Genomic DNA, 25663 nt, shown 5'->3' with positions numbered 1-25663 from the left:
GACCATCCGCCATTTCCTAGTCGGCGGCGGCGTCTTTGGCCTTATCCTCGCGGGGCGGGAAGGGGCCGGATGCAAGGCCAATCTTCTCGTCCGCGCGCAGCGAGAAGACCTCCGCCGGGCCTTCGGGCGGCAGCGTGCTCTGCCAGAAGAAGGTGATCTGTTCACCCGTGCCCCAGCCATCGCCGCCCACCACACGCCAGACGAGCGTGCCATTGTCGTCGAGCACGCGGATTCGGCCATCGGGGCCGAGCGCCTTGGCCACCTCGTCGCGGTCGTAACCGATCGCGCCGGTGAAGCCGCTCGCTTCGCGCAGCGTGGCGAAGGCGGTCGCCATCTGCACCTCGTCGAGGCCGACGGGGCGGTTGAAGGGCGGATCGTTCGGGTCGTCCACGCCGGGGCGGATTGTGTGGACATAGGTGTAGATCGTGCCCTCGGGCAGATCTTCCGGATTGCACTCGTCCCGGTATTCGGAGGGACAGGCGACATAGCTGACGATGTCACCGATCGAGCGCTGATCGAACACGATCGATGCCTCGACCTCGGGGCCGACGGGCCCTTCGATCTTCGCGCCAAGGTCGAGCTCGCCAAAGTCCGCCGCCACGAGGCTTCGCGGATCGGAGGGCGCATCGCTGGTCGCGCTGGCGGTGGGCGTGGGCGCAGGGGCCGCGGTGTCGGGCTCGTCCGAACATGCCGGGAGCCCCGCACACAGCGCGAGCGCGACAGGCAAGGCGAGCCCCCGCCTCACGAGAGGGCTTCCTTCACCCAGCCGCTGGTCCGCGTCATATCGAGCGTGGCGCCGTGGCGCGTCTTCAGTTCGGCCATGACCTTGCCCATCGACTTGATGTCGGCCGCGCCCAGATCGGTCTTCACTTGGTCGATCGCGGCGCGGGTTTCGGCTTCGTCCATCTGCCTGGGGAGGAACTCCTCGATCACCGAGAGTTCGTATTCTTCCTTCTCTGCCAGTTCGTCGCGCCCGCCATCGCGGTACATCGCGATCGATTCCTTGCGCTGCTTCGCCATCTTGAGAAGGACGTCGGTCACGAGCTCGTCGTCGTTCACCTCGCCCTTGGCGGTGCGCTGTTCGATATCCCGGTCCTTGATCTTCGCCTGGATCAGCCGGAGCGCGGCCGTGCGTTCCTTGTTGCCGCCCTTCATCGCGGCGATGACTTCCTTCTGGATCGTCTCGCGTATCATGGTTTGCCGATTTACCTTTGTGTCTGACTCAACAGACGCCCGCATATAACAAATGTTCCGATTGCCAACCGCCGATGCACAAAAGGGCGGGTTGGGCGCTTGACGGGTCGGGACCGTGGGCCTAGCCGGATGGCTTAGCGCACATCGCCGGAAACACTTTTTACGAGGAACGGATAAGCCCATGGCTTCAGCCGACATCACCCCTGCGCAGCCTTCAGGAGCAACGGGGGTTCTGTTGCTGGCCGATGGCACGGCCCTGTGGGGAATCGGATGCGGGGCGGAAGGCTCCGCCGTGGGCGAGGTGTGCTTCAACACCTCGATGACCGGATACCAGGAAGTGATGACCGACCCGAGCTATGCCGGGCAGATCGTCACCTTCACTTTCCCGCATATCGGCAATGTCGGGGCGAACCCCGAAGACATTGAGAGCAAGGTCGAAAGCGCGGTCGGCTGCGTGATGCGCGAAGTGCCCACGGGGCCGAGCAATTTCCGTTCGACCGAGGATCTCGATACGTGGCTCAAGGCCGAGGGCAAGATCGGCCTTGCGGGTGTGGACACGCGCGCGCTGACCCGCCTGATCCGCCTGAACGGCGCGCCCAACGCAGTGATCTCGCACAGCAAGGACGGGCTTTTCGACATGGTCGCCCTGCTCGAAATGGCGCGCGGGTGGCCTGGGCTCGAAGGCATGGACCTCGCCCGCCGGGTATCGCGCAAGGCGCACGAAGGCTGGCGCGGCGGCGCGTGGGAACTGGGCAAGGGTTACAGCGAGAGCGCGGCGGAGAAGCCGCACGTCGTCGCGATCGACTTCGGCGCGAAGGACAATATCTTCCGCCAGCTCGTTCGCGCGGGCGCGCGGGTGACGGTGGTGCCTGCGGAAACGACGCTGGAGGAAGTGCTGGCGCACGAACCCGACGGCGTGTTCCTTTCCAACGGCCCCGGCGATCCGGCTGCGACCGGCGTCTATGCGGTGCCGGTGATCCAGGGTCTGCTCGAGCGTGACATTCCGATCTTTGGCATCTGTCTCGGGCATCAGTTGCTGGGGCTGGCTGCGGGCGCGAAAACGTCGAAAATGTTCCAGGGCCACCGCGGCGCGAACCACCCCGTCCAGCGCGTCGGCGAAGGGTGGGGCGATGCGACCGGCCTGGTCGAGATCACCAGCATGAACCACGGCTTTGCGGTCGACGGCGACACGCTGCCCGCCGGCGTCGAGCAGACGCACGTCTCGCTGTTCGACGGCACCAATTGTGGGATCGCGATTACGGGCAAGCGGGCATTCGGGGTGCAGTACCACCCCGAGGCATCGCCGGGGCCGCAGGACAGTTTCTACCTCTTCGAGAAGTTTGTGGGGATGCTGGGGTGATCCGTATCAGCCTCACCAGTGCCCTGATCATAGTCGCCTCGGTTTCGGCTTGTTCCGAAAACGCGGTTCCGACGACCACAATCACTTCCAACAGGAATTTCGATACCGATGATGTCGTTACCGAGGATCAGTGTCTGGAAAGGCTAAAGAGCCAGACGTTCTCGTCTCCGGAGGAGGCGGTCGATGCCAGTTTCACTTACGAGATAACTGCTTTAGGCGACGGGGCGATCGAGCGGTTCTGGGGATCGAACCCGGCAAAGAGCGGGAAGCATTCTGTCGTTGTCGTTGAAGGCGCCTCTGACGGCTTCAACGAACAGGAGTTTCTGGAGAGCGAACCGGAGGGCGATACCGAGGTCTTCAGGACAAATGACATGACGCTCTTTAGGGTCAATTCGTCCCAGAAAGTATCATTCACGCAAGCGATCGGCGCGGGCTGCAAGCGGCTTCGCGATGGAATTTCCTTGCGGCGATTTACTACAATTCAGAGGCAAAACTAATGCCCAAACGTACCGACATTTCCTCCATCCTCGTCATCGGCGCGGGGCCCATCATCATCGGGCAGGCGTGCGAGTTCGATTACTCGGGCACGCAGGCGATCAAGGCGCTGAAGGAGGAGGGCTATCGCGTCATCCTCGTCAATTCGAACCCGGCGACGATCATGACCGATCCCGAGTTCGCCGACGCGACCTATATCGAGCCGATCACGCCCGAGGTGGTCGAGAAGATCATCGCCAAGGAAAAGCCTGACGCGCTGCTGCCCACGATGGGCGGGCAGACCGCATTGAACTGCGCGCTCAAGCTGTTCGAAAGCGGCGCGCTGGAGCGGCACCGGGTGCAGATGATCGGCGCCGATGCCGACGCGATCGACAAGGCGGAGAACCGCCAGCGCTTCCGCGAGGCGATGGACAAGATCGGGCTGGAAAGCGCCCGCTCGCGCACGATCAATGCCGATGATCTGCTGGCCGAGGACCGCGCCGAATACACGCGCCGCGCCGCCGACCTTTCCGGCGATGAACTGGCGAAGTTCGAGACCGAATGGCGCCGCGGGGAGCAGCGCCGCAAGGAGAAATACGTCGCCGCGGGTATCCAGCGCAGTCTCGATGCGCTCGACTTCACCGGCCTGCCTGCGATCATCCGTCCCAGCTTCACCCTGGGCGGCACGGGCGGGGGCATCGCCTACAACAAGGCGGAGTTCGAGCAGATCGTGCGCTCCGGCCTCGACGCCAGCCCGACGACCGAGGTGCTGATCGAGGAATCGCTGCTCGGGTGGAAAGAATACGAGATGGAGGTTGTCCGCGATCGCAAGGACAACTGCATCATCATCTGCTCTATCGAGAACGTCGATCCGATGGGCGTGCACACGGGCGATTCGATCACCGTCGCGCCCGCGCTGACGCTGACCGACAAGGAATACCAGATCATGCGCTCCGCCAGCATCGCGGTGCTGCGCGAGATCGGCGTCGAGACGGGCGGCTCGAACGTGCAGTTCGCGGTCAATCCCAAGGACGGCCGCCTGATCGTGATCGAGATGAACCCGCGCGTTTCGCGTTCATCCGCTCTAGCGTCCAAGGCGACCGGCTTCCCCATCGCACGCGTCGCGGCGAAGCTGGCGGTGGGCTACACGCTCGACGAGATCACCAATGAGATTACCGGCGCCACGCCCGCCAGTTTCGAGCCGACGATCGACTATGTCGTTACCAAGATTCCCCGCTTCGCGTTCGAGAAGTTCAAGGGGGCCGAGCCTGTTCTGTCGACCGCGATGAAATCGGTTGGCGAGGTCATGGCGATCGGGCGCTGCTTTGCGGAAAGCCTGCAGAAGGCGCTACGCGGGCTCGAAACCGGGCTGGATGGGCTGGACCCGGTGGAAGAGCTGGAAGATGCCTCGCACGACCAGATCCTTGCCGCGATCAGCCGCCGCACGCCGAGCCGCCTGCTCGGCATCGGGCAGGCCTTCCGCGCCGGGATCCCGTTCGAGACGATCCGCGAAACGACCACCTACGACCCGTGGTTCCTGAGCCAGATCGAGGCGATCATCGAGGCCGAGAAGGGCGTCGCCGCCGACGGCCTTCCGCGCGAGGCGGCGGACCTGCGCAGGCTGAAGGCGCTCGGCTTCTCGGACGCGCAGCTTGCGCGCCTGGCGGTCCAGTCGGTCGGCGCGCCGCGCGGCCAGGTCGCTGCGCGTTCGGGCCTCCTGCACGACGCGATGCAGGCGATGGCCGGCGCGACCAGCGCGGCCGAAGTCCGCCAGTTGCGCCACAAGCTGGGCGTGCTGCCAGTCTACAAGCGGATCGACAGCTGCGCCGCCGAGTTCGAGGCCGCCACGCCTTACATGTACTCGACCTACGAGGCGCCCGCATTCGGCGCTCCGGCCGATGAATCCGACCCCTCCGACCGCCGCAAGATCGTGATCCTCGGCGGCGGGCCCAACCGGATCGGGCAGGGCATCGAGTTCGACTATTGCTGCGTCCATGCCTGCTTCGCGCTGAGCGAGGCCGGGTTCGAGACCATCATGGTCAACTGCAATCCCGAGACCGTCTCGACCGACTACGACACCTCGGACCGCCTCTATTTCGAGCCGCTGACGGCGGAGGACGTGCTCGAAATCCTCAGCCGCGAGATGGTGCAGGGCGAGCTGGTCGGCGTGATCGTCCAGTATGGCGGGCAAACCCCGCTCAAGCTGGCGCAGGCGCTGGAGGACGAGGGTATTCCCATCCTCGGCACCAGCCCCGACGCGATCGACCTCGCCGAAGACCGGGAGCGGTTTGCCAAGCTGGTCAACAAGCTGAAGCTCAAACAGCCCGAGAACGGCATCGCCAAGAGCCGCGACGAGGCCGCCGCCGCGGCACGCACCATCGGCTACCCCGTGCTGCTGCGCCCGTCCTACGTGCTCGGCGGCAGCGCGATGCAGGTGGTCGATTCCGAGGCCCAGCTGGATGACTACATCGCCAGCGCGGTGAAGGTGTCGGGCGAGAGCCCCGTGCTGGTCGACCAGTATTTGCGCGATGCGATCGAATGCGATGTCGATGTGCTGTGCGACGGGACGGATATCGTCGTCGCCGGCGTGATGCAGCATGTCGAGGAGGCGGGCGTACACTCCGGCGACAGTGCCTGCACCCTGCCGCCCTATTCGCTGGACCCGCAAGTTGTCGAGGAGATCGAGCGGCAGTCCGAAGCGCTGGCGCGCGAATTGAAGGTCGTCGGGCTGATGAACGCGCAGTTCGCGATCAAGGATGGCGAGGTCTACCTGATCGAGGTCAATCCGCGCGCGAGCCGTACGGTGCCCTTCGTCGCCAAGACCATCGGGCAGCCGATCGCCAAGTACGCGGCGCGGATCATGGCGGGCGAGAAGCTGGCCGACCTGCCGCCGATCAATCGCGAGCTGGACTATGTTGCGGTCAAGGAAGCGGTGTTCCCGTGGGGCCGCTTCCCCGGCGTGGACCCCGTCCTTTCGCCCGAGATGAAATCGACCGGTGAGGTGATGGGGCTCGACCGCGATTTCGCGATGGCCTTCGCCAAGGCCCAGCTGGGCGCAGGGATGATGCTGCCGCGCGAGGGCCGGGCCTTCGTCTCGGTCAAGGATAGCGACAAGCCCACGATCGTGGATGCGGTACGCGGCCTGGTGGATGCCGGGTTCGAAATCGTGGCCACCGGCGGCACGCACGATTTCCTGAGCGACCAGGGTCTGCCGGTCACGCAGGTCAACAAGGTTGCCCAAGGCCGGCCGCATATCGTCGACCGGATCATCGATGGCGAGATCGACCTGATTCTCAACACGACCGAGGGCTGGCAGTCGCTGAGAGACAGCCAGTCGATCCGGGCCGGCGCGCTGGAACACAAGGTGCCGTACTTCACGACGGCCTCTGCCGGACGCGCAGCTGTGGAGGCGATCACCGCCCTTGCATCGCACACGCTTGAAGTTCGGTCCTTGCAGTCCTATTATTCGGCGACCTGACGACGGTACTTCTCCCGAAAACTCCTCCTCGTCTTACCGCCCCGCAAGGGCGCGGCAGGGGCGGACTTTCGGGAAAAGAGCCTCAACAGGGCCAATTTGGATAGATCGGGGGTACCCATGGAAAAAGTTCCGATGCTGGCAGAAGGCTATGAGCGGCTCACCGCCGATCTGAAAGCCCTGCGCGCGGAACGTCCGAAAATCGTCGACGCGATTGAAGAAGCGCGTGCACATGGCGATCTTTCGGAAAACGCCGAATATCACGCCGCGAAGGAGCGGCAGGGCCAGGTCGAGGCGCAGATCGCCGAGATCGAGGACCGGGTGACCCGTGCGCAGATCATCGATCCGACGACCCTTTCGGGCGACAAGGTGGTGTTCGGCGCGACCGTGACCCTGCTCGACGAGGACGACAAGCCGGTGAAATACCAGATTGTCGGACAGACCGAAGCGGACGCGAAATCGGGCCGCATATCCTACAACTCGCCTCTTGGCCGCGCATTGATCGGCAAGAAGGTGGGCGAGGAGATTGAGGTGACGGTCCCTTCGGGCGACAAGTTCTACCTGCTCGACAAGATCGAATTCCTGTAGGATTGCCCGCCTGCGCGCGCACCCGCGCGTTCAGGCGAGCGATTTTTCCATCGCGAAATTGTGGATCGGCACGCCGTCCACTTCGAAGTCGCGTCTGTGCGTGACGAGGTAGCTGGCCCGTTCGAGAGCGGGCCGGGCGAGTTCGCTCGCCTCGCTATAGAGACGCCGTGCGCCCATTGCGCGCGCTTGTGTCTCGGCCTCGGTCAGCAAGCGCTCGGCCAGCCCGCGGCGGGTATGCGCCGGGTCGCAATAAAGGTGGTCGAGATGGCCACCGGCCTCCGCAGTCGATTCCAGGAGTGCGTAGGCGCAGGCCGCATCGTTTTCGTCGACGGCTAGCAGTATAATGTGCCCGGCGCGCGCTCGCTCGACAAAGCGCGCCGCATCGCCATGACGGCCCGCCCATGCTGCGACCTGCGCAGGCAAATAGGCGCGCGGTCCGATCTGTTCGATCGAACGCACGGCAAGCGCGGCCAGCGCATCCGCGTCATCCTCGCGGAAGAGGCGGATACGATAGGGCACGCAGCTCTCAGGCCGCGGGTTCGAGCAGCTTGTGAATATGGACGATCACGTACTTCATTTCCGCATCGTCGACCGTGCGCTGGGCATTTGCGCGCCAGGCTTCCTCGGCCTGTTCGTAGCTGCTGAAGACGCCGACCACATGGATGCTCTCGGGATCCTGAAACTCGACCGAGCGCGGGTCTTTGACCCGCCCGCCCATCACCAGATGGAGCAGCTGCGGGCTGGTGGTTTCCTGAACGGTATTCTCGGACATCGGGGGACTCTCTGCTGGATGTGAAAAAGCCCGCACGCATTAACGCGTGCGGGCTCAAAAACAACAACGTCTCACAAGGGACAATCCCTTACGACCGGGTGCTGTTCGATCCTAGAAGGGAAGGGCGCTCTTGAGATCGCGATAGCCCCGGCCTGCCTTGCGCGCGGCGCGACGGCCTGCGTGGCGCGCGGCGTCCTTCTGGCGCTCTGCGAAATAGTGGGCATTGCGGCGTGCGGTACGGCTGCCATAGGCAACGTCGTCGCCGAAATCGACCAGACGGTCGCCGCTATGGCGGGTCGCATCGCTCACCTTGCCGGCCATGCCGGAGGCATAGGCGAGACCGATATCGGCCAGGTGATCGGCAAAGCCTGCCGCACGACCGGTCAGTTCGCGACCCTTGCGTGTGCGCGAACCTATCGCGAGACCGATCAGGGCGACCGCGCTGACCGTCAGGATCGGGTGCGCCTTGACGAATTCGGTCGCCGTGTCGGTGGCGTCGCGCGCCATGTCGGCGATGCTGCGCTCTTCGTTGCGGCGTTCGCTTTCTTCGATCTTGCGGCGTAGTTCGTCGCGCTGTTCCTGGGTGCTCATGCTTGGTCTCCAACCGGTGTGTGCGTTATTAATCAAGCGCTGGGAGGGGCTTAGAGTTCCGGAGTTGCGCAGCGAATCAATCGATTTCGTCCCACGCATAGTCCTCGTTGTCCGATTTGTCGGACCCGCCGAACGCCCACCAGCCGAGGATCATCGCGACGATCGCCCCGACGCCGTAGGATGCGGGTTTGTGCTTATCGACCAGCTCCTTACCTTCGGCGAAGATGTCGCCCGCTCCGAGCAGGGCGGAACTGGCAATCCGCGCGCCGATCCCCTTTTCTTCGACATCGCCCTTCAGGTGATCGACATCATCCTTCACCAGCGCACGGGCGGCATCGCGCAGCGCGCGGTCTTCTTCCATGCGGAGCTTGCGCGGGTTCATGGCCGGTCCTCCTTGAAGGCGCGGCTTACCCGCTGGAAGCGCGACCGCGCGACGAGCCCCACGATCGCCATCAGCACCAGCAACGTGCCAACGACCACGGCGGTCGCCACTAAGGGCCCGATGATCGGCGCGAGCGCGATGATGAGACCGACGACGAGGCCGATCAGCGCAAGATGAAGAAAGGCAAGCGCACCGAGGGCGAAGACGATGCCCGATCCCGTCTCGCGCGAAGCATAGCTTGCGCGCGATTTCTGGAAGGCGACTTCGGCTTCGACATAGGTGCGCCCGTCTTCGTAAAGCGCATAGGCATCGTCGAACAGGGAGCCCAAAGGCTCCTCGTCCGCGCGCGTGGTATCCGAAATCGGAGGCACCGCTGTGCCATGTGGCGCAGCAGTGCCTTCACGATTTAGCGGCATATGATCTGTGACATCCGGCACGACCCCTTCTCAGCCGGCCCAGCTCAGCGCCGGAAGATGCGTGCGAGGACGTAACCGCCGAAAGCGGCCATTCCGACCGAAAGGCCGGGGTTCTTCTTGACGAATTCGCGCGCCTCGTCACCCAGTTCGTCGTAGGATTTGGTGTCGATATGGGCTGCGGCGTCCTGCAGGCTGCGCGCCGCGTTGCGCGCATGGTCGCCATATTTGGGGCCGAAGTTGTCGTCGATCTTCACCGCGTTTTCCGCGACCACGCGGCTAAGCGAGGTCAGCGCTTCGCTCGCCTTGTGCTTACCCTCGACCGCCAGTTCGCCGCCCTTGGCCTTCGCCTGGTCGGCATAGGCCGAACCCTTTGCACTGGCCTGTTCCTTGTAGGCCTGCGCGCGGGTGGCAGCTTCGCCGCGCAGTGCCTGCGCACCAGCCTTGGCTTCGTCGACAGCGGAATTGAAGTGCGACTTGGCTTCTTCCTTACCGCCGACGCCCTGCGCTTCGGCGGAGCCGGTTGCAGCGCCTGCAGCGTCGGTCGTCAGGGGAACGGCGCCGGTTTCAGTCGTCTTGTCGTTAGTAGCCATGGGATTTCCCTCTTTTTGCAATTAATATTCGACAGGCCCAAAACTTGTGCCGTCCTCCATTTTGCAACGCAGCTTGCATGGGTTCGTTCCACCGCATAAGCCGCGCGCCAGACAAGGGCCGGACGGGTATTTCCCCGGCCCGATCAGCATAGTCCGAGCGGAGGCCAAATGACTGCCATCATCGATCTGCATGCGCGTGAAATTCTCGACAGCCGAGGCAATCCCACCGTTGAAGTGGATTGTCTGCTGGAAGACGGAAGCTTTGGCCGTGCCGCCGTTCCCTCCGGCGCATCGACCGGTGCGCACGAGGCGGTGGAGCTGCGCGACGGCGATGCCGACCGCTATCTCGGCAAGGGCGTCCTCAAGGCGATCGATGCCGTCAACGGCGAGATTACCGATGCACTGCTGGGCATTGATGCCGAAGACCAGCGCGACGTCGACACGATGCTGATCGCGCTCGACGGGACGGAGAACAAGGGCCGGCTCGGTGCGAACGCGCTGCTCGGCACCAGCCTTGCCATCGCCAAGGCGGGCGCCAATGCGCGCGGCCTGCCGCTCTACAGCTATGTCGGCGGGGTGTCGGCGCATGTCCTGCCGGTGCCGATGATGAACATCATCAACGGCGGCGAACATGCCGATAATCCGATCGACATCCAGGAATTCATGATCATGCCGGTCGGCGCGGAAACGCTGGCCGAGGCGGTGCGCTGGGGCGCGGAAGTGTTCCACACGCTCAAGAAAGAGCTGAGCTCGCGCGGTCTGTCGACCTCGGTGGGTGACGAAGGCGGTTTCGCGCCGAACATCGGCAGCACGCGCGATGCGCTCGATCTCATCATGCAGTCGATCGAGAAGGCCGGGTTCACCCCGGGCAGCGATATCGCACTCGCGCTCGACTGCGCGGCGACCGAATACTTCAAGGACGGGCAGTACGTCCTCTCGGGCGAGGGGACGACTTACGGTGCGAGCGATATGGCGGACTACCTCGCCGCGCTGTGCAACGACTATCCGATCCGCTCGATCGAAGACGGCATGGCCGAAGACGACTTCGAAGGCTGGAAGGCGCTGACCGACAAGATCGGCGACACAGTCCAGCTGGTCGGCGACGACCTGTTCGTGACCAATCCCGCCCGCCTGCGCGACGGCATTTCCCGCGGCCTCGCCAATTCGCTGCTGGTGAAGGTGAACCAGATCGGCACGCTGTCCGAAACGCTCGACGCGGTCGATATCGCGCATCGTGCGGGCTACACCGCCGTGATGAGCCACCGTTCGGGCGAGACCGAGGATTCGACCATCGCCGACCTCGCGGTCGCGACGAACTGCGGGCAGATCAAGACCGGCAGCCTCGCCCGGTCGGACCGGCTTGCCAAGTACAACCAGCTGATCCGGATCGAGGAAGAGCTGGGCGACAGCGCGCATTATGCGGGCCACGCCTGCTTCGGGCGCCTGGCGCGTTAAGAGCGGACGGATGGCGGGCGCGGATTTTCGACCAAGCCCGCCGTTCATTCGACAAGCCGCGATTGCGACGGTGAAGACCGGGGGGTAGATCGGCCCTCGCAGAAGACCCGACACGCCGCCGGGCCGCGAGGATTTTCAATGAAAACACGCCTTATCGCCGCGCTGATGCTCGGCACCGCCGTCGCCACGCTGGGCCCCGTCGCCTGCCAGAATATCGACGGCAGCGAAGTCGCCACCACGCCCGGTACCGAGCTTGGCATCCGCACCGACTGGATGGACACCTCGGCCAGTCCGGGGGACGACTTCTTCCGCTACGCCGATGGCAAATGGTACGACGAGACCGAGATTCCGGCGGACCGGTCCAGCGTGGGCGGGTTCTACATCGCGGACCAGCAGACCGAGAAGAACCTCGCCGCGCTGATCGACGAGATCGTCAAGTCCGATCCCGAGCCGGACAGCGACGCGGCCAAGGTGAAGACGTTCTACGAGGCCTATCTCGACACCAAGGCGATCGATGCCGCGGGCATGAAGCCGATCCAGAACGACCTGAAGCGGTTCGAAGGCATTTCGGACAAAAAGCAGCTTGCGAAGGTGCTCGGCAGCCAGGTGCGGGCTGATGTCGACCCGCTCAACGCGACCGATTTCGAGACCGAGAATCTGTTCGGCGTCTTCGTGACGCAGGCGCTGAAGGGCGGGGAGGTGGTCCCCTATATCCTGCAGGGCGGCCTCGGCATGCCCGAGCGCGAATATTACCTCTCGTCCGACGCCAAGATGGCCGGCCTGCGCAGCGACTATAAGGCCTATATCGCACAGCTGCTGAGCGAAGCGAATGTCGCGGATGCCGAAGCGAGGGCGAAGCGCATCTACGATCTGGAAATGAAGATCGCCAAGGCGCACGTCAGCCGCGAGGATAGCGACGACTGGGCGACCGCCAGCTCGCTCTGGTCGCACGATGACTTCAAGGCGAAGGCCCCCGGCATGGACTGGGACGCCTTCTTCCGGGCCGCGCAGCTGGGCGGTTTCGAGACCTTCGACGCCTATCACCCCAGCGCCATCACCGGGCTTTCCAAACTCGTCGAAAGCGAGCCGCTGGAGGCGTGGAAGGATTGGCTCGTGTTCCACCAGATCAACGCCAACACCGCCGTGTTGCCGACCAAGCTCGACCGGCTGAGCTTCGATTTCTATGGCAAGAAGCTGTACGGCACGCAGGAACAGCGCCCGCGCGACAAGCGCGCGCTGGCTGCGGTCAACGCATATATGGGCGATGCGCTGGGCAAGCTCTACGTCGAGAAGTACTTCCCCGCTTCGGCCAAGGCCGAGATCCAGGGCATGGTCGACAATATCAAGGATGCCTTTGCCGATCGTATCGAAGCGGTCGAGTGGATGGCGCCCGAGACCAAGGCCGAGGCCAAGAAGAAGGTCGAGACCATGGCGGTCGGCGTCGGTTATCCCGACGAGTGGACCGACTACGGCACGCTGAACATTGCCGACGGCAATGCCTATGCTGACGTGCAGGCTGCGGAACAGCTGCGCTATCGCCAGCAGCTCGCCAAGGTGGGTAAGCCGCTCGACAAGCGCGAGTGGTGGATGAACGCGCAGCTGGTCAACGCGGTGAACCTGCCGGTGCAGAACGCGCTGAACTTCCCCGCCGCGATCCTGCAGCCCCCATTCTTCGATCCCGAAGCGGACCCGGCCTATAATTACGGCGCGATCGGCGCGGTGATCGGCCACGAGATCAGCCACAGCTTCGACAATAACGGTGCGGAATTCGATTCCACCGGCGCAATGCGCGACTGGTGGACCGATGCCGACCGTAAGAAGTTCGAGGAAGCGGGCACCGCGCTCGCCGACCAGTACGACACCTACGAGCCGTTCCCCGGCCTGAACGTGAAGGGCAAGCTGACACTGGGCGAAAATATCGCCGACATCGCAGGGCTCCAGGCTGCGTACGACGCCTATCACGCCTCGCTCGGCGGGAAGGAAGCGCCGGTGATCGACGGCTTCACTGGCGATCAGCGTTTCTTCATCGCCTATGCGCAGACCTGGGCGACCAAGATGCGCGAAGAGGCGCTGCGCCAGCGGATCGCGACCGATGGCCACGCGCCGGGTCAATACCGCGCGCTGACCGTGCGCAACATGGATGCCTGGTACAAGGCGTTCGACGTGAAAGAAGGCGACAAGCTGTACCTGCCGCCCGAAAAGCGCGTGAAGGTCTGGTAAAGTCCGCAAGGGCGGGGGCGGCCAGCACCGCCTCCGCCACCTGCGGGACCCGTCGATCAGCGGGCGAACTTGCCCGCGATGTCGAGCAGCGCGACCGCGGCCTTGGCCGCTTCGCCGCCCTTGTCCTTCTGCGCCGGGTCGGCGCGGACCCGCGCCTGGATCTCGTTCTCAACCGTGATGATGCCGTTGCCAATGGCAATCCCGTCCATCGTCAACGCCATGATCGCGCGCGCACTTTCGCCCGCGACGATCTCGAAATGATAGGTCTCGCCCCGGATCACCACGCCGATGGCGACGAAGCCATCGTACTGCCCGCTCTCCGCCGCCAGCGCGATGGCGCCGGGGATTTCGAGCGCGCCGGGGACGGTCAGGACATCGGCCTCGTGCCCCGCCTCGGTCAATGCGGCGCGCGCGCCTTCGATCAGCTTGTCGTTGAGCTCGGCGTAGAAACGCGCTTCGACGATAAGAAATTTGGCCACAGAATTACTCCGGAATAGGGCGTTCACCCACCACGGTGATGCCATAGCCTTCGATGCCGACGACATTGCGGTGGGAATTGGAAAGCAGGGTCATCTCGGACACGCCGAGATCGGCAAGGATCTGCGCGCCGATGCCGTATTCGCGCAGGGTCTCGCCCGGTTCGGGCGTGCCTGCCACCTCGCGGCGCAGGTTTTCGGGCTGGCCGGGCATCAGGCACACGATCAGCCCGCTGCCTTCCTCGCCCATCACGCGCATCGCGCGCTGGAGCGTGTCGCGCCGGTCGCCCTCGCGGCCCAGCACGTCGTCGAACAGCGAGATGCGGTGCATGCGGACGAGCGTGGGCTGATCGGGCAGCACGCGGCCCTTCTGGAGCACCACGGAAACGCTGCCGTCGACCGTGCTGCGATAGTTGATTGCGCGCCATTCGCCGCCGTGCTGGCTGGTAAAGCTGCTTTCGCCCGCGCGCTCCACCAGATGATCGTGCTTCATCCGGTATTCGATCAGGTCGCGGATCGTCCCGATCTTGAGCCTGTGGCGACGCGCGAAGTCGATCAGATTGTCGAGGCGGGCCATCGTGCCATCCTCGTTCATGATCTCGCAGATCACGCCCGAGGGATTGAGCCCGGCGAGGCGCGAGATGTCGACCGCGGCTTCGGTATGACCCGCGCGGACCAGCACGCCGCCATCGCGCGCGATCAGCGGGAAGACATGGCCGGGCGTGACGATGTCCTGCGCGCCGCGCGTCGGGTCGATCGCGACCGCGATAGTCCGCGCGCGGTCCGCCGCACTGATGCCGGTGGTGACACCTTCGCGCGCTTCGATGCTGACGGTGAAGGCGGTTTCGTGACGGCTGCCATTGCTGCGGCTCATAAGTTCGAGGCCGAGCGCCTCGACCCGCTGGCGTTGCAGTGTGAGGCAGATGAGGCCCCGACCATGGGTCGCCATGAAGTTGACCGCATCGGGCGTCGCCATCTGCGCGGGGATCACGAGATCGCCTTCGTTCTCGCGATCCTCGTCGTCGACCAGCACGAACATGCGGCCGTTGCGCGCTTCCTCGATGATCTCCTCGATCCCGACGAGCACGGGCGCGTCTTCCTGCGCGTCGAGAAACGCATCGAGCTTGCGCAGCGTCTCGCTCGTCGGGTTCCAGTCGGGTTCGGTGCAGTCGCGCAGCGTGTTGGCATGAAGCCCTGCCGCGCGGGCAAGGGCGGCACGCGTCATCTTCCCGGAGGCGATGGCGGTGCGGACGCGGTCAATGGTCGATTCGCTCATGGCGGGGCGATTATCACATTGTGATGTGATGACAAGCGAAGCGTATCACACCGCGAGGATGCCGCTCGCTCAGCGTGCCTTGGCGAACAGTTCGACCAGTTCTTCGAACTTCTCGCGCTGGTCGGCCTCGTCCCCGCTCGCGATCGCTTCGGCCACGCAGCAGGCGGCGTGATCCTTCAGCACCTGGGTCTCGACCTTGGCGAGGGCGGATTTGACCGCCTGCATCTGGTGCAGGATATCGATGCAGTACCGGTCGTCCTCGATCATCTGCGCGAGCCCGCGCACCTGCCCGGCGATGCGGTTGAGCCGGTTGATCTTGGCGCTTTTCGCGTCTGCAGATCCGGCTTTGGAAAGCTTGGTTTCAGCCATGGCCCTAGGTCCAGTTGTCATACCCCATGGGGGTATATATAAGTTGTGGCACAGGATCAATCATTTGCAAGACGCCATGCCCCCCATCTCCCGCCGCCGCTTTGTCCAGAGCACTGCCGCCTTTGCCGCAGCCAGCGCGCTGCCCATGCCCGCCTGGGCGCGCGGCGCATCGCTCGGCCATGCCGCAAACGGTTTCGGCGAAGTCTCGGGCGAGGATATCGAGCTTGCCATCGGCAACCACCACTTCACCACCGGAGGGCGGTCTGGCCATGCGGTGGCGGTAAACGGGACGGTGCCCGGCCCGCTGATCCGCCTGCGCGAAGGGCAGAATGTTCGGCTGCACGTCACCAACGGCCTCGAGGAAGACAGCTCGATCCACTGGCACGGCCTGCTGGTGCCGTTCCAGTTCGACGGCGTGCCCGGCGTCAGCTTCCCCGGCATTCGCCCGGGCGAGCGCTTCACCTATGAATTTCCGATCCGGCAGAGCGGCACCTATTGGTGGCACTCGCACTCGGGCTTGCAGGAACAGGCCGGGCACTACGGCCCGATCGTGGTCGAAAGCGCCGATCCGGACCCGCGCTACGACCGCGATTACGTAGTGCTGTTGAGCGAGTTCACCCCGATCCATCCGCACGAGATCATGCGCAAGCTCAAGGTGGGCGAGCACTACTTCAACACCCAGATGCAGACCGCGACCGAGGGCGAGATGTCCGGCGCAATGCGCCGCATGTGGGGCCAGATGCGGATGAACCCGCGCGACATCTCGGACGTGACAGGCAGCACCTACACCTTCCTCGTCAACGGCCACGGCCCGGCAGACGACCTGCAATTTGCGTTCCGTGCAGGCGAGCGCGTGCGGCTGCGGATTATCAACGGATCGGCGATGACGTTCTTCAATGTGCGCATCCCCGGCGTGCCCATGACGGTGATCGCCGCCGACGGGCAGGATGTCGACGAGGTCGAGGTGGACGAGTTCCAGATCGGCGTCGCGGAAACCTACGACGTGATCGTCAGCCCGCCCGACGGCAGCCATGCGATCGTCGCCGAGGCAATGGACCGCAGCGGCATGGGTGTTGCCAGCCTGACTTCGCATGCGGGGCACACCGCCACGCCTCCGCCGCTGCGCGAGCCGGTGACGCTGACCATGGCCGACATGGGCATGATGGATCACGGCGGCATGGCCGGTATGGAAGGCATGGATCACTCCATGCGCGATACCTCCACCCTGCCGGACGATGTAAAGGTTGGCCCCGGGCTCGACATGGTTTCGCCCATGCCGATGGACCGGATGGATTTCCCAGGCCTCGGCCTCGACGCGGTCAAGCACCGCGTGCTGCGCTATACCGATCTCAAGGCGAAGCGAATGAACCCGCACCGCGAGGTGGACCGGGAGATGCGCATCCATCTCACCGGCAACATGGAACGCTACATGTGGAGCTTCGACGGCAGGAAATTCACCGCCGTCACCGACGATCCGATCCGCTTCGGGTTCGACGAGCGCGTGCGCGTAACGCTCGTCAACGACACGATGATGGCGCACCCGATCCACCTGCACGGCCATTTCTTCGAACTGGTCAATGGCGCTGACCACATGCACCAGCCGCTGAAGCACACCGTGGTCGTCCAGCCGGGCGGCACCGCGACCTTCGACCTGACCGCGAACGAGCCGGGTGACTGGGCCTTCCACTGCCACCTGCTCTACCACATGCATGCCGGCATGATGCAGGTGGTGACGGTGCGCCCGTTCCCCGCAGGAGACGGCGCATGATCCGTGCGATGCTTCTCGCCGGAGCCGTGCTGCTGCCCGCTCCGCTCGCCGCGCAGGATCATTCGGGGCATGGCAGCAAGAGCGAGCCCGCGCCCGAGATGGATCACTGCGCGATGGGGCATCTGCCGCCCGAGCAGTGCGGTAAGCAGGAAGAGAGCGAACCGGCCCCGGCGATGGACGATGGCATGGCAGGGATGGACCATGGCTCTCACGCAGCGATGACCGGCAAGGCCGCGCGGGGAGCCGCTCCGGAAGATGCCGTTCCCACCCGTGCGCTGGAGGGGCCGCGTCATGCCGCCGATGCGATCTGGGGCGAAGACGCAATGGCGCCCGCGCGCGGGGAACTCGCGCGCGGAAATGGCGGCATGACTACCGGCATGGTGCTGGTCGAGCGGCTCGAGGCACGCATTCCCGTCGATGGGGACGAGACCGGCTACCTGTGGGATGCGCAAGCCTGGTACGGCGGCGATCTCAACCGCTTCGTGCTCAAGACCGAGGGCGAGGGTGCCTTCGATGGCGAACTGGAGGATGCCGAGATCCAGGCGCTCTACAGCCGCGCGATCGGCCCCTTCTTCGATTTGCAGGCGGGTGTGAGGTTCGATCCCGAACCCGATAACCGCACACACCTCGTCCTCGGCGTCGCGGGGATTGCGCCCTACATGTTCCATGTCGACGGGGCGCTGTTCCTCTCCGACCGCGGCGACCTGACCGCGCGCGCCGAAGCCGAATACGACCAGAAGATCACGCAGCGCTTGATCCTCCAGCCCCGGATCGAAGCAGAGTTCGCCGCGCAGGATATTCCGGAGCGCGAAATCGGCGCAGGCGTCACCAAGGTCGAGCCGGGGCTGCGCCTGCGCTACGAAATCGTCCGCGAATTCGCGCCCTATGTCGGCGTGGAATACGAAGCCAAGCTGGGCGAAACCGCCGACATTGCGCGCGCTGCGGGGGAAGACCCGGATGGACTGAAGGTGGTGCTGGGCGTCCGCGCCTGGTTCTGATTCGGCGCGGGCGGTCGGGCAGGCAGCTACTCAGCCAAGGAAGGACTTCAGGTACTCGTCGTGTCCGGGCAATCTGGCGCTGAGCTGCTTCGAACCCTGGGCGAGCGCGCCTAGCGAGCGCTCCAGGTCTTCGGTGCCGATCAGGCCCGCAAAGGGATGGTAGGCTTCGGGAACGAGCCCCTGACCCAGCATGACCTGCGCCCAGGAATCGACGCGGAACAGCTCGTCCTGGTCCTGATATGCATGGCCCCGTTCGCGGAACGCGGCGATCCTTTCCTGCAGGCTGGGCGGAAGGTCCATTTCCGCCTGCCGCCGCCAAAAGGGTTCGTCCCGGCGGTTGAGACAGTAGTGGAGGATGATGAAGTCGCGCACATGCTCCAGTTCGCGGCGCGACACATCGTTGAACCGCTCGACCATCGCGGGGGAGATGTCGTTCACCGGGAAGAATTGCAGCAGCCGGATGGCGGCGATCATGATCAGATGGATGCTGGTCGATTCGAGCGGTTCGACGAAGCCCGCGGTCAGGCCGACCGCGATGCAGTTGCCGTTCCACACCTTGCGCCGCATTCCGGTGCGGAAGCGGATGAGGCGCGGCTCGGTCGTGAACGCGCCTTCGGTTCGATCCTTCAGCATCGCACTTGCGGCGTCGTCGGACAGGAATTCGCTGCAATAGACCAGGCCGTTGCCGACGCGATCCTGGAGCGGGATGCGCCATTGCCAGCCTGCCGCGTGGGCCGATGCCCGCGTGTAGGGCTGGGCGGGCCCGACGCGTTCTGTCTGCACCGCCAGCGCCCTGTCGGTGGGCAGCCATTGGCTCCAGTCCTCGAAGCCGGTCTCGAGTTCCTGTTCGATCAGCAGCGCACGAAAGCCGGTGCAATCGATGAAGAGATCACCTTCGACCCGCTGGCCATTCTCCAGTTCGAGCGCTGCGATATGCCCGTTCCCGGGCCTGCGCTCGACCCGCGCGATCCGGCCCTCGCGGCGCGAGACGCCAAGGCTCTCGGCATGGCTTCGCATGAACTTACCGTAGGCGGTCGCATCGAGGTGGTACGCGTAGTTGAGAGGGGTGTCGGGGCCGCCCGCGAACTTGCCGGCAAGCGCCGCCTGATGCTCGGTACAATAGTGGCCGAAGGGCTCGGCCAGCCCCAGCTCCTTCGCGCGCAGCCAGATATGGTGGAAGTCCGCCAGCCACGTCGATCGCCCGGTGGTGCCGAAGGAATGGAAATACCTCTCCTCCTCGACGCCCCAGCCTTCGAACAGGATGCCGAGCTTGAAGCTGGCACCCGTGGCCTTGACGAAATTCCGCTCGTCGACGCCGACCAGTTCGTGGAAGCGGCGCGCGGTGGGGATGGTCGATTCCCCCACGCCGACCGTGCCGATCTCGTCCGATTCGACGAGCGTGATATTGAGGGCCTGCCCTAGGTTCTTCGCCAGGGCCGCCGCGACCGTCCATCCCGCGGTTCCGCCGCCGGCAATGACGACGTTTCTGATTCTCTGCCGATCCGTCATGAATGTATCCGGTTAGCGGTTGAGGCGATGGAGCAGGCGCGCGCGCAGCTTGCGCGCCTCGAGATCGGTCATCGGGCCCAGCGGACCGCGCGCATCTTCGGGCAGGTGCGCACCGGCGCGTTCCGCCTTGCCGAAGACGTAGTAGTCGAACAGCGCAGCCCATCCGCGCTTCTCGTGCTCGGGCCGGTCGCGCAGGCTGAGGAGCGCATGAAGCAGCGTCGTCTCGGGCGTATCGATGTGGGCGGGCACGGCATTCCACCAGTAGTTGATCATCACGTTGAACGCGTCGAGCGCCTCGACCTGATGCCACCACAGGGCCGGGTAGAAGAGCACGTCGCCCGGCGCGAGTTCGGCGACGATCGCGTTTTCGAGCGCCTGTTCGAAACGCGGAAACGCGTCGAGGTCGGGCGCGCGGAAATCGACCATGCTGACCACCTGCCCTGCGGGCGTCGGGTCGAGCGGGCCGGGGTACAGGTTGGCGACCTGGTCGGGTGGGAAGAGCGTGAAACGCCGGTGCCCGACCATGCAGCAGGCAAGGTTGTTCGAGATGTCGTAATGCGCAGGGACAATGGTGCCGTTGCCTATCCATATGCTCGCCAGCGGCGGGCGATGCGCGAAATCGGGATGATCGAGCGGCAGGTCGTTCGCCTGTCGCAGGCCGGGCAGAAACCGGTCGATATCGGTCGATCCGATATAGCGCACGTCACCATCCACATTCGCGATCATCGCGGCCAGCGTGTCCGCGAAATCGGCGCGGCCCGCCGTGAAATTCATGCCGCGCCCGCCGGGGCCGTAGTGCAGGCGCCCGCCTTCGCCCTCGGGGCTGTGGAAGACCGTGACCGCCTGACCCGACCCGAACTGCGTCAGATACCGCACCGCCGCCCCGGGCGACTTGCGCCCCTGTTCGACCAGCGGCCAGTTGGACGCCAGACCTTCCATCACCACAGGTTCCTGCGCAGCGAAGAGATCGCCGAACGGGATGGCGTCAGCCGGGACATTCGCCAGACGCCGCGCCGGGGTGGGGGCCTTCGTCATGCTCCGGTATGCGTCGAAGCACCGCCGGCCTGCGCCTTGCGATTTGCGAGGCGCTGGATGTTGTCGAGCGATGCGGCAGCAAAGAACACGGGCGCCAGCAAGTCGTCCCGGTGCAAGGCTTCCAGGTCGGCGCCGCCGAGGTTCGCCAAACGCTCGCGGTCGATGACCAAGACTTGCGAGATGGCAAACACCTCGTCCTCGGACACGCGCACGTGGAGATCGACCGGGCGCAGAAGCTCCAGTCGCTCCAGTGCCGTCATCAGCCCGTCGAGCATGGCTTGCCCGGTATAGATCGTGCGCAGCACCTCGGCGATTTCTTCGAGGTAGGGCGAATTGCCCCCGTGAGGGAGGAATATCGGCGTCCCCTCGGAGCGAGAAAGGCGCGTGTCATCGATATCGACGAGTATCTTCGGTTCGCCTGCCTGATCCTCGGCGATCGCGAATGGCCCGCGACGTAGGGCTGCGGGGATGTAGATACTGGCATCCCAAGAGCCATCCTCTGCGAGGAAAAGATTCTCGTCGCGATCGAGGCCGAGAATGGCGACCGGGCGAAGCGGCCCTTCCGCGCTCTTGCGGAAGACGATCGGATAATGGCGCTGGAGAGCTTCGAACTCTGAGGGAAGAGCGAGGACCTGGTTGACCGCCTCATCGGGCTGTCGATCACGCGCAGTGACGATTCGCAGGTCATGATGACCGACGTTGTTCAGCAATTCCATGGTCATCGATGCCCAGGCGACCTCCTCTTTCCATGCACGGTTGTGCCGCGCATGAACGTCGGGCTCAAGAAACAAAAATGGGCCGCTACTCGCGTAGCGGCCCAAGTCGGGAGATGTTCAGAAACGATAGCGCGCGCCGAGGAAGATGCGTGGCTTCAGCTCTTGAGCAAACCACAGCTGCTTCTCGTCGCGGCCATAGGAACGCACTGGCTCGCTGAGGATATTGATTGCCTCCAGCGAGACGGAGAAGCTGTCGTTAACATCGTAGCTGACGTTGGCATCCAGCGTGCCGAACGGCTCGAAGAACACCGGGCTGCGGCCACCCCCGCGGTTGACGCCCGCAAGGAACTTGTCGCGCCAGTTGTACGCGACCCGGCTCGATAGCGGGCCCTGTTCGTAGATCGCCGTCACGTTGAAACTGTCGGCGAGACCGACGAGCGCATAGACGTTGGTGCTGGGATCCGAAAGGATGTCCACATTGACGTCGCCGTAGACCTTGGTGAACGACCCCGACACGCCGAAACCGGTCGTACCGAAGAAGTGCTGGCCCTGGATTTCGAACCCGTGGATGTTGCCGTTCTGGTTGTTGATCGGCGTCGTCACATCGAATTCGAACAGCGGGTCCTCGCCATTCGCGATGATGTCCCGCTCGGCGAGGATGGTATCGACGAATGCCTGGTCCAGTTGGCCGTTCGGCCCGAGGTTGGCCTGGAACTGCGCCGAAGCCGCAGCCACATCGCCGCCATTGGCATCGATCAGCGCGGTTAGCGTGAACAGGCTCACATCGCTCAGCACCGCGCCCAGACGCTCGATCTCGGCCAGGGCATCGCCCGACCGGGTCCCGGGCGCGCCCGAGGACGGATCGCGCAGGCCGAACAGGTTGATCCCGGTACGGCCGACCCCGACGAAGTTCTTCACATCCTTGAAGAAGAATGCGCCCGAAACATAGCTGGACGGCGCGAAGTACCATTCCAGCGAGACATCGAAGTTATCGGATACCAACGGAAGCAGGTTGGGATCGCCCTGAGAGCCGCCGGTCACCCCGCCAAGCGCAACAGGCCGGTTGGGCGCACCTGCCGATTGCGAAGCGAACAGGTTGCCGTAATCGGCCCGTGCCAGCGTCTTGCTGTACGAGATGCGGGCAACCACGTCGTCCATAGGTTCGATCCGGAAATCGAAGGCCGGGAGCAGGTTGTTGTAGCTGCCATTGGCCGTCAGGTCGGTCGTGCTGTCGCCGATGACGACGGTGAAGTCGTTATCGGAGTCCCACTCGATACGCTCCGGTGCGGCGACCACGGCCAGCGAATCGACCTCGGTATTCTCGAACCGGGCACCCGCGACGAGCGCGGCCGGGCGGCCGAAGAGTTCGCCATCCCAGGTGACCTGGGCATAGAGCGCGAATATCTTCTCCGACACCTCGTCATAGTCGTTGCTGGTGACGTTGATGGGATTGCCCAGACCTTCGTAATAAGAGGCGAAGGCCTGATAGAGGTCGACCGCATTGCCACGGAAAGCGATGTCCGCATTGGTGGCGTTGTACTCATCGAACTGGCAGGAAAGGCAGTACTGTTCGATCAGGTCGCCGGCGATCGCTTCCACGTCACCGACATTGTTGATCCCCCAGTCGCCCAGCGTCTGCTGCGTCTGCACGCGGGCGCTGGTCATCTGCGAGTCGATGTAGCTCATGCCGATGTCGAAGCGGCTGTCGCCTTCGAACTCCCAGCCCAGGTTCGCACTGACCTGGTCGACCCGCTGGCGCTGGTTCGCCGCATTGGTGCGCTGAACCTGCGTACCCAGATCCCCGATATCGAGGACGCCGTTGTTGTTGCCGCGATCGTCCGCCGTGCCGAGAATGCCGTCGGTGCCCGCACCGCCATCGTTCAGGACCCAGCTTTGTTGCGGGATCTTGCCGCTGTAATCGACCGAGTGCGCGTCGACCACGGGGGCGCCGAAAGACACCAGCGTGGAGCTGGCGCCATTCGCGGCATTCGGGCTCGATTCCGATTCGGAGTGGTTGCCGTCCAGCGTCAGGGTCAGGCCGTAGGCAATTTCCCATTCCGCATTGAGCCCGAGTGAATAGAGCTCGGTCCGCGTGGAGCGATAGTTCTGCTCCATGCCGAGATCCTTCGTGCCGTACCCGCTGCCCTCGCTGATAAAGACCGCGGTCGGCACGGCATCGGTATTATCGAAGGTGATCGAATCGAACGGGCGGTTGAACCAGTTCGTCTGGTCCGAGCGCTCTTCGTTCAGATCGTTGCGTGCATACAGGCCATCGGCGGTGAAGGTGAGCGTGTCGGACGCACGAAACTGGACCGTCGCCGAGGCGTTGATCCGTTCGCGCTCGAGCTCGGAATAGTGATACCGGCTGTCGTTCGGCACCGCGACCAGCGTTTCCGGATCTTCCGGTGCGCCGCTCACCTCGGTGGTCGGGCTGCGGCCCGGGAAGGACGAGAACGGCGTGATGTTCCAGTCGTTCGAGGTGGCACTCGCGGCCGTACTCTCGCGCTTCTGGTAGGCACCGAACAGCGACACCCCGAACGTCTCTTCCGGATCGGTCCACGTGATGACGCCCGAAAGCTCGGGGTCGACGCGGAAATCGTCGTTGCTGAGATCGTAGAGCGCCTTCGCGCCGATGCTTCCCCGCAGGCCTTCGCCCACCACATCGAGAGGCCGGGTGGTGACGATGTTGATCGCCGCACCGATGCCGCCCGACGGAATCGCGGCGCGGCCCGTCTTGTAGACTTCAAGGCGCTGGACGCCTTCCGACGCAAGATTGTTGAAATCAAAGGAGCGACTGGTCGCGCGGGCGAAATCGACGTCGCCGTCGCCACCGGCTGCGTTGACGAAGGAGGTCGCGAGCTGGCGTCCGTTGACCGTCACGAGGTTGAATTGCGGGCCGAAACCGCGAACGGTCACCTGCGAGCCTTCGCCATTGACGCGGTTGATCGACACGCCCGGGATCCGCTGGAGCGATTCCGCCAGGTTCGTGTCGGGAAACTTGCCGATGTCTTCGGCCGAAATGGCATCGACGACGCCGCTGGCATTGCGCTTGATGTCGATTGCACGATCGAGGCTGGCCCTGATCCCGCTCACCACGATGACGTTTTCTTCTTCGAGTGGCTGATCCGCTTCGCCCGAATCCTGAGCAAGGGCAGGCCCGGCCATGCAGGCGATCGCAAGACACGACACGCCGGCTTTCCAGCCGACCGAACGGCTCCCGGAAAAACTATTCTTATTACGCGCAGCGCGGCGCACTGGTTCAAGCATCCCAATTCTCCCCATGGCCGATAAATGGCCCAAGCGCTCGTCGGTATTATTCCTTGGTAGCGCTATCATCGGGGTTACGCGTATTATAGTTACGATGTCAATCCCACTGCATTTCAGAAGCTGTCATTTTATACACGGACGGGCAATCATGCCGCAGTATAGAACGCGTCTTTCTGTCACGGAGTCAGGGCTTACGAAGGTGGTTACTCGCGAGTAGTTGTGCACCTGCACAATATGCCCGAATTCCCTGCGCGAGCATCGGAAAGGCGCATAGATCTGAACTTCTCGTGGTCGCTGCCGGAACAAGAGATGCCGCCATTTCCATCGCGGGATGTGTAAACCGACATGGTCCCTCTTCTGGTATTCAAACCGACGATCCGGCCATCGCGGACTCCGCACCGAAAGAGTGGAAAACGGCGCTTACTGGAATGCCGATATGCGAGATAACGCTACCGGCTGCCGCCTCGGCGTAGCGCCCGCGGAATCTCTGACGAGATCAGTGCCCCCACTAAGACCGATAACCGTGCCGCTAGTAGACTGGCGGAGGTTTCAGCAATGCGATCGGCGAGGCGAGAAAGCATCCCGCCGGACGGTCTTGCGAGGAGGGGGAATGGTGGACGCACTAGGGTTCGAACCTAGGACCCGCTGATTAAGAGTCAGCTGCTCTACCAACTGAGCTATGCGTCCACATGCGGGCAAAACCGCGTGCCGATTCGTCGGCGGAGCGGTGCA

General features: G+C 64.2%; 23 protein-coding genes and 1 tRNA gene. 8 read left to right on the top strand and 16 right to left on the bottom strand.

Features of this window, described 5'->3' with window-relative positions; translation table 11 throughout:
• Positions 1 to 16: 16 nt before the first annotated feature.
• Both ACYQ0L_RS01840 and ACYQ0L_RS01835 read right to left on the bottom strand, forming a co-directional pair.
• Positions 17 to 745 carry a hypothetical protein gene (locus ACYQ0L_RS01840; protein ID WP_459787226.1) on the bottom strand — a complete coding sequence of 243 codons (729 nt, stop codon included), beginning with the start codon at positions 743 to 745 and terminating at the stop codon, positions 17 to 19.
• Positions 742 to 1194: a GatB/YqeY domain-containing protein gene (locus ACYQ0L_RS01835; RefSeq protein ID WP_459787225.1), complete on the bottom strand. Its 453-nt coding sequence runs from the start codon at positions 1192 to 1194 to the stop codon at positions 742 to 744. The genes ACYQ0L_RS01840 and ACYQ0L_RS01835 overlap by 4 nt, the downstream gene beginning before the upstream one ends.
• Before the next feature lie 181 nt (positions 1195 to 1375).
• Here ACYQ0L_RS01835 and carA point away from each other — a divergent pair, with 181 nt between their 5' ends.
• The 4 genes from carA (at position 1376) to greA (ending at position 7091) form a co-directional block, all read left to right on the top strand.
• Positions 1376 to 2554 (top strand): glutamine-hydrolyzing carbamoyl-phosphate synthase small subunit, encoded by a 1179-nt coding sequence (gene carA, locus ACYQ0L_RS01830; RefSeq protein WP_459787224.1) that lies wholly within the window; start codon positions 1376 to 1378, stop codon positions 2552 to 2554.
• Positions 2551 to 3051 (top strand): hypothetical protein, encoded by a 501-nt coding sequence (locus ACYQ0L_RS01825; protein WP_459787223.1) that lies wholly within the window; start codon positions 2551 to 2553, stop codon positions 3049 to 3051. Before carA ends, ACYQ0L_RS01825 begins: the two co-directional genes overlap by 4 nt.
• Entirely contained in the window at positions 3051 to 6506 is a 3456-nt protein-coding gene (carB, locus tag ACYQ0L_RS01820) for a carbamoyl-phosphate synthase large subunit (protein ID WP_459787222.1), read from the top strand. The genes ACYQ0L_RS01825 and carB overlap by 1 nt, the downstream gene beginning before the upstream one ends.
• 117 nt (positions 6507 to 6623) lie before the next feature.
• Positions 6624 to 7091, top strand: a complete 468-nt coding sequence (gene greA, locus ACYQ0L_RS01815; protein ID WP_459787221.1) for a transcription elongation factor GreA — start codon at positions 6624 to 6626, stop codon at positions 7089 to 7091.
• Positions 7092 to 7121: 30 nt separating this feature from the next.
• Here the strand turns inward: greA and ACYQ0L_RS01810 are convergent, their stop codons facing one another.
• From ACYQ0L_RS01810 to ACYQ0L_RS01785, 6 genes are all read right to left on the bottom strand, one after another.
• Positions 7122 to 7610 (bottom strand): GNAT family N-acetyltransferase, encoded by a 489-nt coding sequence (locus ACYQ0L_RS01810; RefSeq protein ID WP_459787220.1) that lies wholly within the window; start codon positions 7608 to 7610, stop codon positions 7122 to 7124.
• Positions 7611 to 7617: 7 nt separating this feature from the next.
• On the bottom strand, positions 7618 to 7863 hold the full coding sequence (locus ACYQ0L_RS01805; protein WP_459787219.1) for a DUF4170 domain-containing protein: 246 nt from the start codon (positions 7861 to 7863) through the stop codon (positions 7618 to 7620).
• A gap of 111 nt (positions 7864 to 7974) precedes the next feature.
• Entirely contained in the window at positions 7975 to 8454 is a 480-nt protein-coding gene (locus ACYQ0L_RS01800; protein ID WP_459787218.1) for a hypothetical protein, read from the bottom strand.
• A 76-nt stretch (positions 8455 to 8530) separates the two neighbouring features.
• Positions 8531 to 8836 carry a hypothetical protein gene (locus ACYQ0L_RS01795; RefSeq protein WP_459787217.1) on the bottom strand — a complete coding sequence of 102 codons (306 nt, stop codon included), beginning with the start codon at positions 8834 to 8836 and terminating at the stop codon, positions 8531 to 8533.
• Positions 8833 to 9207: a phage holin family protein gene (locus ACYQ0L_RS01790; protein ID WP_459787216.1), complete on the bottom strand. Its 375-nt coding sequence runs from the start codon at positions 9205 to 9207 to the stop codon at positions 8833 to 8835. Before ACYQ0L_RS01790 ends, ACYQ0L_RS01795 begins: the two co-directional genes overlap by 4 nt.
• 89 nt (positions 9208 to 9296) lie before the next feature.
• Positions 9297 to 9842, bottom strand: coding sequence for a hypothetical protein (locus tag ACYQ0L_RS01785; protein ID WP_459787215.1), 546 nt, complete (start codon positions 9840 to 9842; stop codon positions 9297 to 9299).
• Between the two features lie 168 nt (positions 9843 to 10010).
• Here ACYQ0L_RS01785 and eno point away from each other — a divergent pair, with 168 nt between their 5' ends.
• Both eno and ACYQ0L_RS01775 read left to right on the top strand, forming a co-directional pair.
• Entirely contained in the window at positions 10011 to 11297 is a 1287-nt protein-coding gene (gene eno / locus ACYQ0L_RS01780; protein WP_459787214.1) for a phosphopyruvate hydratase, read from the top strand.
• A gap of 138 nt (positions 11298 to 11435) precedes the next feature.
• Positions 11436 to 13517 carry a M13 family metallopeptidase gene (locus ACYQ0L_RS01775; RefSeq protein ID WP_459787213.1) on the top strand — a complete coding sequence of 694 codons (2082 nt, stop codon included), beginning with the start codon at positions 11436 to 11438 and terminating at the stop codon, positions 13515 to 13517.
• A gap of 56 nt (positions 13518 to 13573) precedes the next feature.
• Here the strand turns inward: ACYQ0L_RS01775 and ribH are convergent, their stop codons facing one another.
• The 3 genes from ribH to ACYQ0L_RS01760 all read right to left on the bottom strand — a co-directional run bounded on the left by ribH (position 13574) and on the right by ACYQ0L_RS01760 (position 15638).
• A complete protein-coding gene (ribH, locus tag ACYQ0L_RS01770; RefSeq protein ID WP_459787212.1) occupies positions 13574 to 13996 on the bottom strand; it encodes a 6,7-dimethyl-8-ribityllumazine synthase in 423 nt (140 codons plus the stop codon).
• A gap of 4 nt (positions 13997 to 14000) precedes the next feature.
• Entirely contained in the window at positions 14001 to 15269 is a 1269-nt protein-coding gene (gene ribB, locus ACYQ0L_RS01765; RefSeq protein ID WP_459787211.1) for a 3,4-dihydroxy-2-butanone-4-phosphate synthase, read from the bottom strand.
• A gap of 69 nt (positions 15270 to 15338) precedes the next feature.
• The gene (locus tag ACYQ0L_RS01760; RefSeq protein WP_459787210.1) at positions 15339 to 15638 is read right to left on the bottom strand and encodes a metal-sensitive transcriptional regulator; all 300 of its coding nucleotides are present in this window, start codon (positions 15636 to 15638) and stop codon (positions 15339 to 15341) included.
• Positions 15639 to 15714: 76 nt separating this feature from the next.
• Here ACYQ0L_RS01760 and ACYQ0L_RS01755 point away from each other — a divergent pair, with 76 nt between their 5' ends.
• Both ACYQ0L_RS01755 and ACYQ0L_RS01750 read left to right on the top strand, forming a co-directional pair.
• The gene (locus tag ACYQ0L_RS01755) at positions 15715 to 17406 is read left to right on the top strand and encodes a copper resistance system multicopper oxidase (protein ID WP_459787209.1); all 1692 of its coding nucleotides are present in this window, start codon (positions 15715 to 15717) and stop codon (positions 17404 to 17406) included.
• Positions 17403 to 18404 (top strand): copper resistance protein B, encoded by a 1002-nt coding sequence (locus ACYQ0L_RS01750; protein ID WP_459787208.1) that lies wholly within the window; start codon positions 17403 to 17405, stop codon positions 18402 to 18404. Before ACYQ0L_RS01755 ends, ACYQ0L_RS01750 begins: the two co-directional genes overlap by 4 nt.
• 30 nt (positions 18405 to 18434) lie before the next feature.
• Here ACYQ0L_RS01750 and ACYQ0L_RS01745 read toward each other — a convergent pair whose 3' ends face one another.
• From ACYQ0L_RS01745 to ACYQ0L_RS01725, 5 genes are all read right to left on the bottom strand, one after another.
• Positions 18435 to 19913 (bottom strand): tryptophan halogenase family protein, encoded by a 1479-nt coding sequence (locus ACYQ0L_RS01745; protein WP_459787207.1) that lies wholly within the window; start codon positions 19911 to 19913, stop codon positions 18435 to 18437.
• Between the two features lie 12 nt (positions 19914 to 19925).
• The gene (locus ACYQ0L_RS01740) at positions 19926 to 20948 is read right to left on the bottom strand and encodes a cupin-like domain-containing protein (RefSeq protein WP_459787206.1); all 1023 of its coding nucleotides are present in this window, start codon (positions 20946 to 20948) and stop codon (positions 19926 to 19928) included.
• Positions 20945 to 21769 carry a SapC family protein gene (locus ACYQ0L_RS01735; protein ID WP_459787205.1) on the bottom strand — a complete coding sequence of 275 codons (825 nt, stop codon included), beginning with the start codon at positions 21767 to 21769 and terminating at the stop codon, positions 20945 to 20947. The genes ACYQ0L_RS01740 and ACYQ0L_RS01735 overlap by 4 nt, the downstream gene beginning before the upstream one ends.
• Positions 21770 to 21781: 12 nt before the next feature.
• Positions 21782 to 24829 carry a TonB-dependent receptor gene (locus tag ACYQ0L_RS01730; RefSeq protein ID WP_459787204.1) on the bottom strand — a complete coding sequence of 1016 codons (3048 nt, stop codon included), beginning with the start codon at positions 24827 to 24829 and terminating at the stop codon, positions 21782 to 21784.
• Positions 24830 to 25542: 713 nt separating this feature from the next.
• Positions 25543 to 25618, bottom strand: a tRNA-Lys gene (locus tag ACYQ0L_RS01725).
• Positions 25619 to 25663: the final 45 nt, after the last annotated feature.

The sequence above is a fragment of the Alteriqipengyuania triglochinis genome, from assembly GCF_054655655.1.
Note: the sequence above shows the minus strand (reverse complement) of the source record. Positions and strands in the feature narration are given on the sequence as shown.

Excerpts from the sequence above, each read along its gene's own strand:
- ACYQ0L_RS01750 (WP_459787208.1), top strand. The coding sequence starts at position 17,403 with ATGATCCGTGCGATGCTTCTCGCCGGAGCCGTGCTGCTGCCCGCTCCG.
- ACYQ0L_RS01775 (WP_459787213.1), top strand. The coding sequence starts at position 11,436 with ATGAAAACACGCCTTATCGCCGCGCTGATGCTCGGCACCGCCGTCGCC.
- greA (WP_459787221.1), top strand. The coding sequence starts at position 6,624 with ATGGAAAAAGTTCCGATGCTGGCAGAAGGCTATGAGCGGCTCACCGCC.
- carB (WP_459787222.1), top strand. The coding sequence starts at position 3,051 with ATGCCCAAACGTACCGACATTTCCTCCATCCTCGTCATCGGCGCGGGG.
- ACYQ0L_RS01800 (WP_459787218.1), bottom strand. The coding sequence starts at position 8,454 with ATGAGCACCCAGGAACAGCGCGACGAACTACGCCGCAAGATCGAAGAA.
- ACYQ0L_RS01795 (WP_459787217.1), bottom strand. The coding sequence starts at position 8,836 with ATGAACCCGCGCAAGCTCCGCATGGAAGAAGACCGCGCGCTGCGCGAT.
- ribB (WP_459787211.1), bottom strand. The coding sequence starts at position 15,269 with ATGAGCGAATCGACCATTGACCGCGTCCGCACCGCCATCGCCTCCGGG.
- carA (WP_459787224.1), top strand. The coding sequence starts at position 1,376 with ATGGCTTCAGCCGACATCACCCCTGCGCAGCCTTCAGGAGCAACGGGG.
- ACYQ0L_RS01745 (WP_459787207.1), bottom strand. The coding sequence starts at position 19,913 with ATGACGGATCGGCAGAGAATCAGAAACGTCGTCATTGCCGGCGGCGGA.
- ACYQ0L_RS01835 (WP_459787225.1), bottom strand. The coding sequence starts at position 1,194 with ATGATACGCGAGACGATCCAGAAGGAAGTCATCGCCGCGATGAAGGGC.
- ACYQ0L_RS01755 (WP_459787209.1), top strand. The coding sequence starts at position 15,715 with ATGCCCCCCATCTCCCGCCGCCGCTTTGTCCAGAGCACTGCCGCCTTT.
- ACYQ0L_RS01760 (WP_459787210.1), bottom strand. The coding sequence starts at position 15,638 with ATGGCTGAAACCAAGCTTTCCAAAGCCGGATCTGCAGACGCGAAAAGC.
- ACYQ0L_RS01805 (WP_459787219.1), bottom strand. The coding sequence starts at position 7,863 with ATGTCCGAGAATACCGTTCAGGAAACCACCAGCCCGCAGCTGCTCCAT.
- eno (WP_459787214.1), top strand. The coding sequence starts at position 10,011 with ATGACTGCCATCATCGATCTGCATGCGCGTGAAATTCTCGACAGCCGA.
- ACYQ0L_RS01785 (WP_459787215.1), bottom strand. The coding sequence starts at position 9,842 with ATGGCTACTAACGACAAGACGACTGAAACCGGCGCCGTTCCCCTGACG.
- ACYQ0L_RS01740 (WP_459787206.1), bottom strand. The coding sequence starts at position 20,948 with ATGACGAAGGCCCCCACCCCGGCGCGGCGTCTGGCGAATGTCCCGGCT.
- ACYQ0L_RS01730 (WP_459787204.1), bottom strand. The coding sequence starts at position 24,829 with ATGGCCGGGCCTGCCCTTGCTCAGGATTCGGGCGAAGCGGATCAGCCA.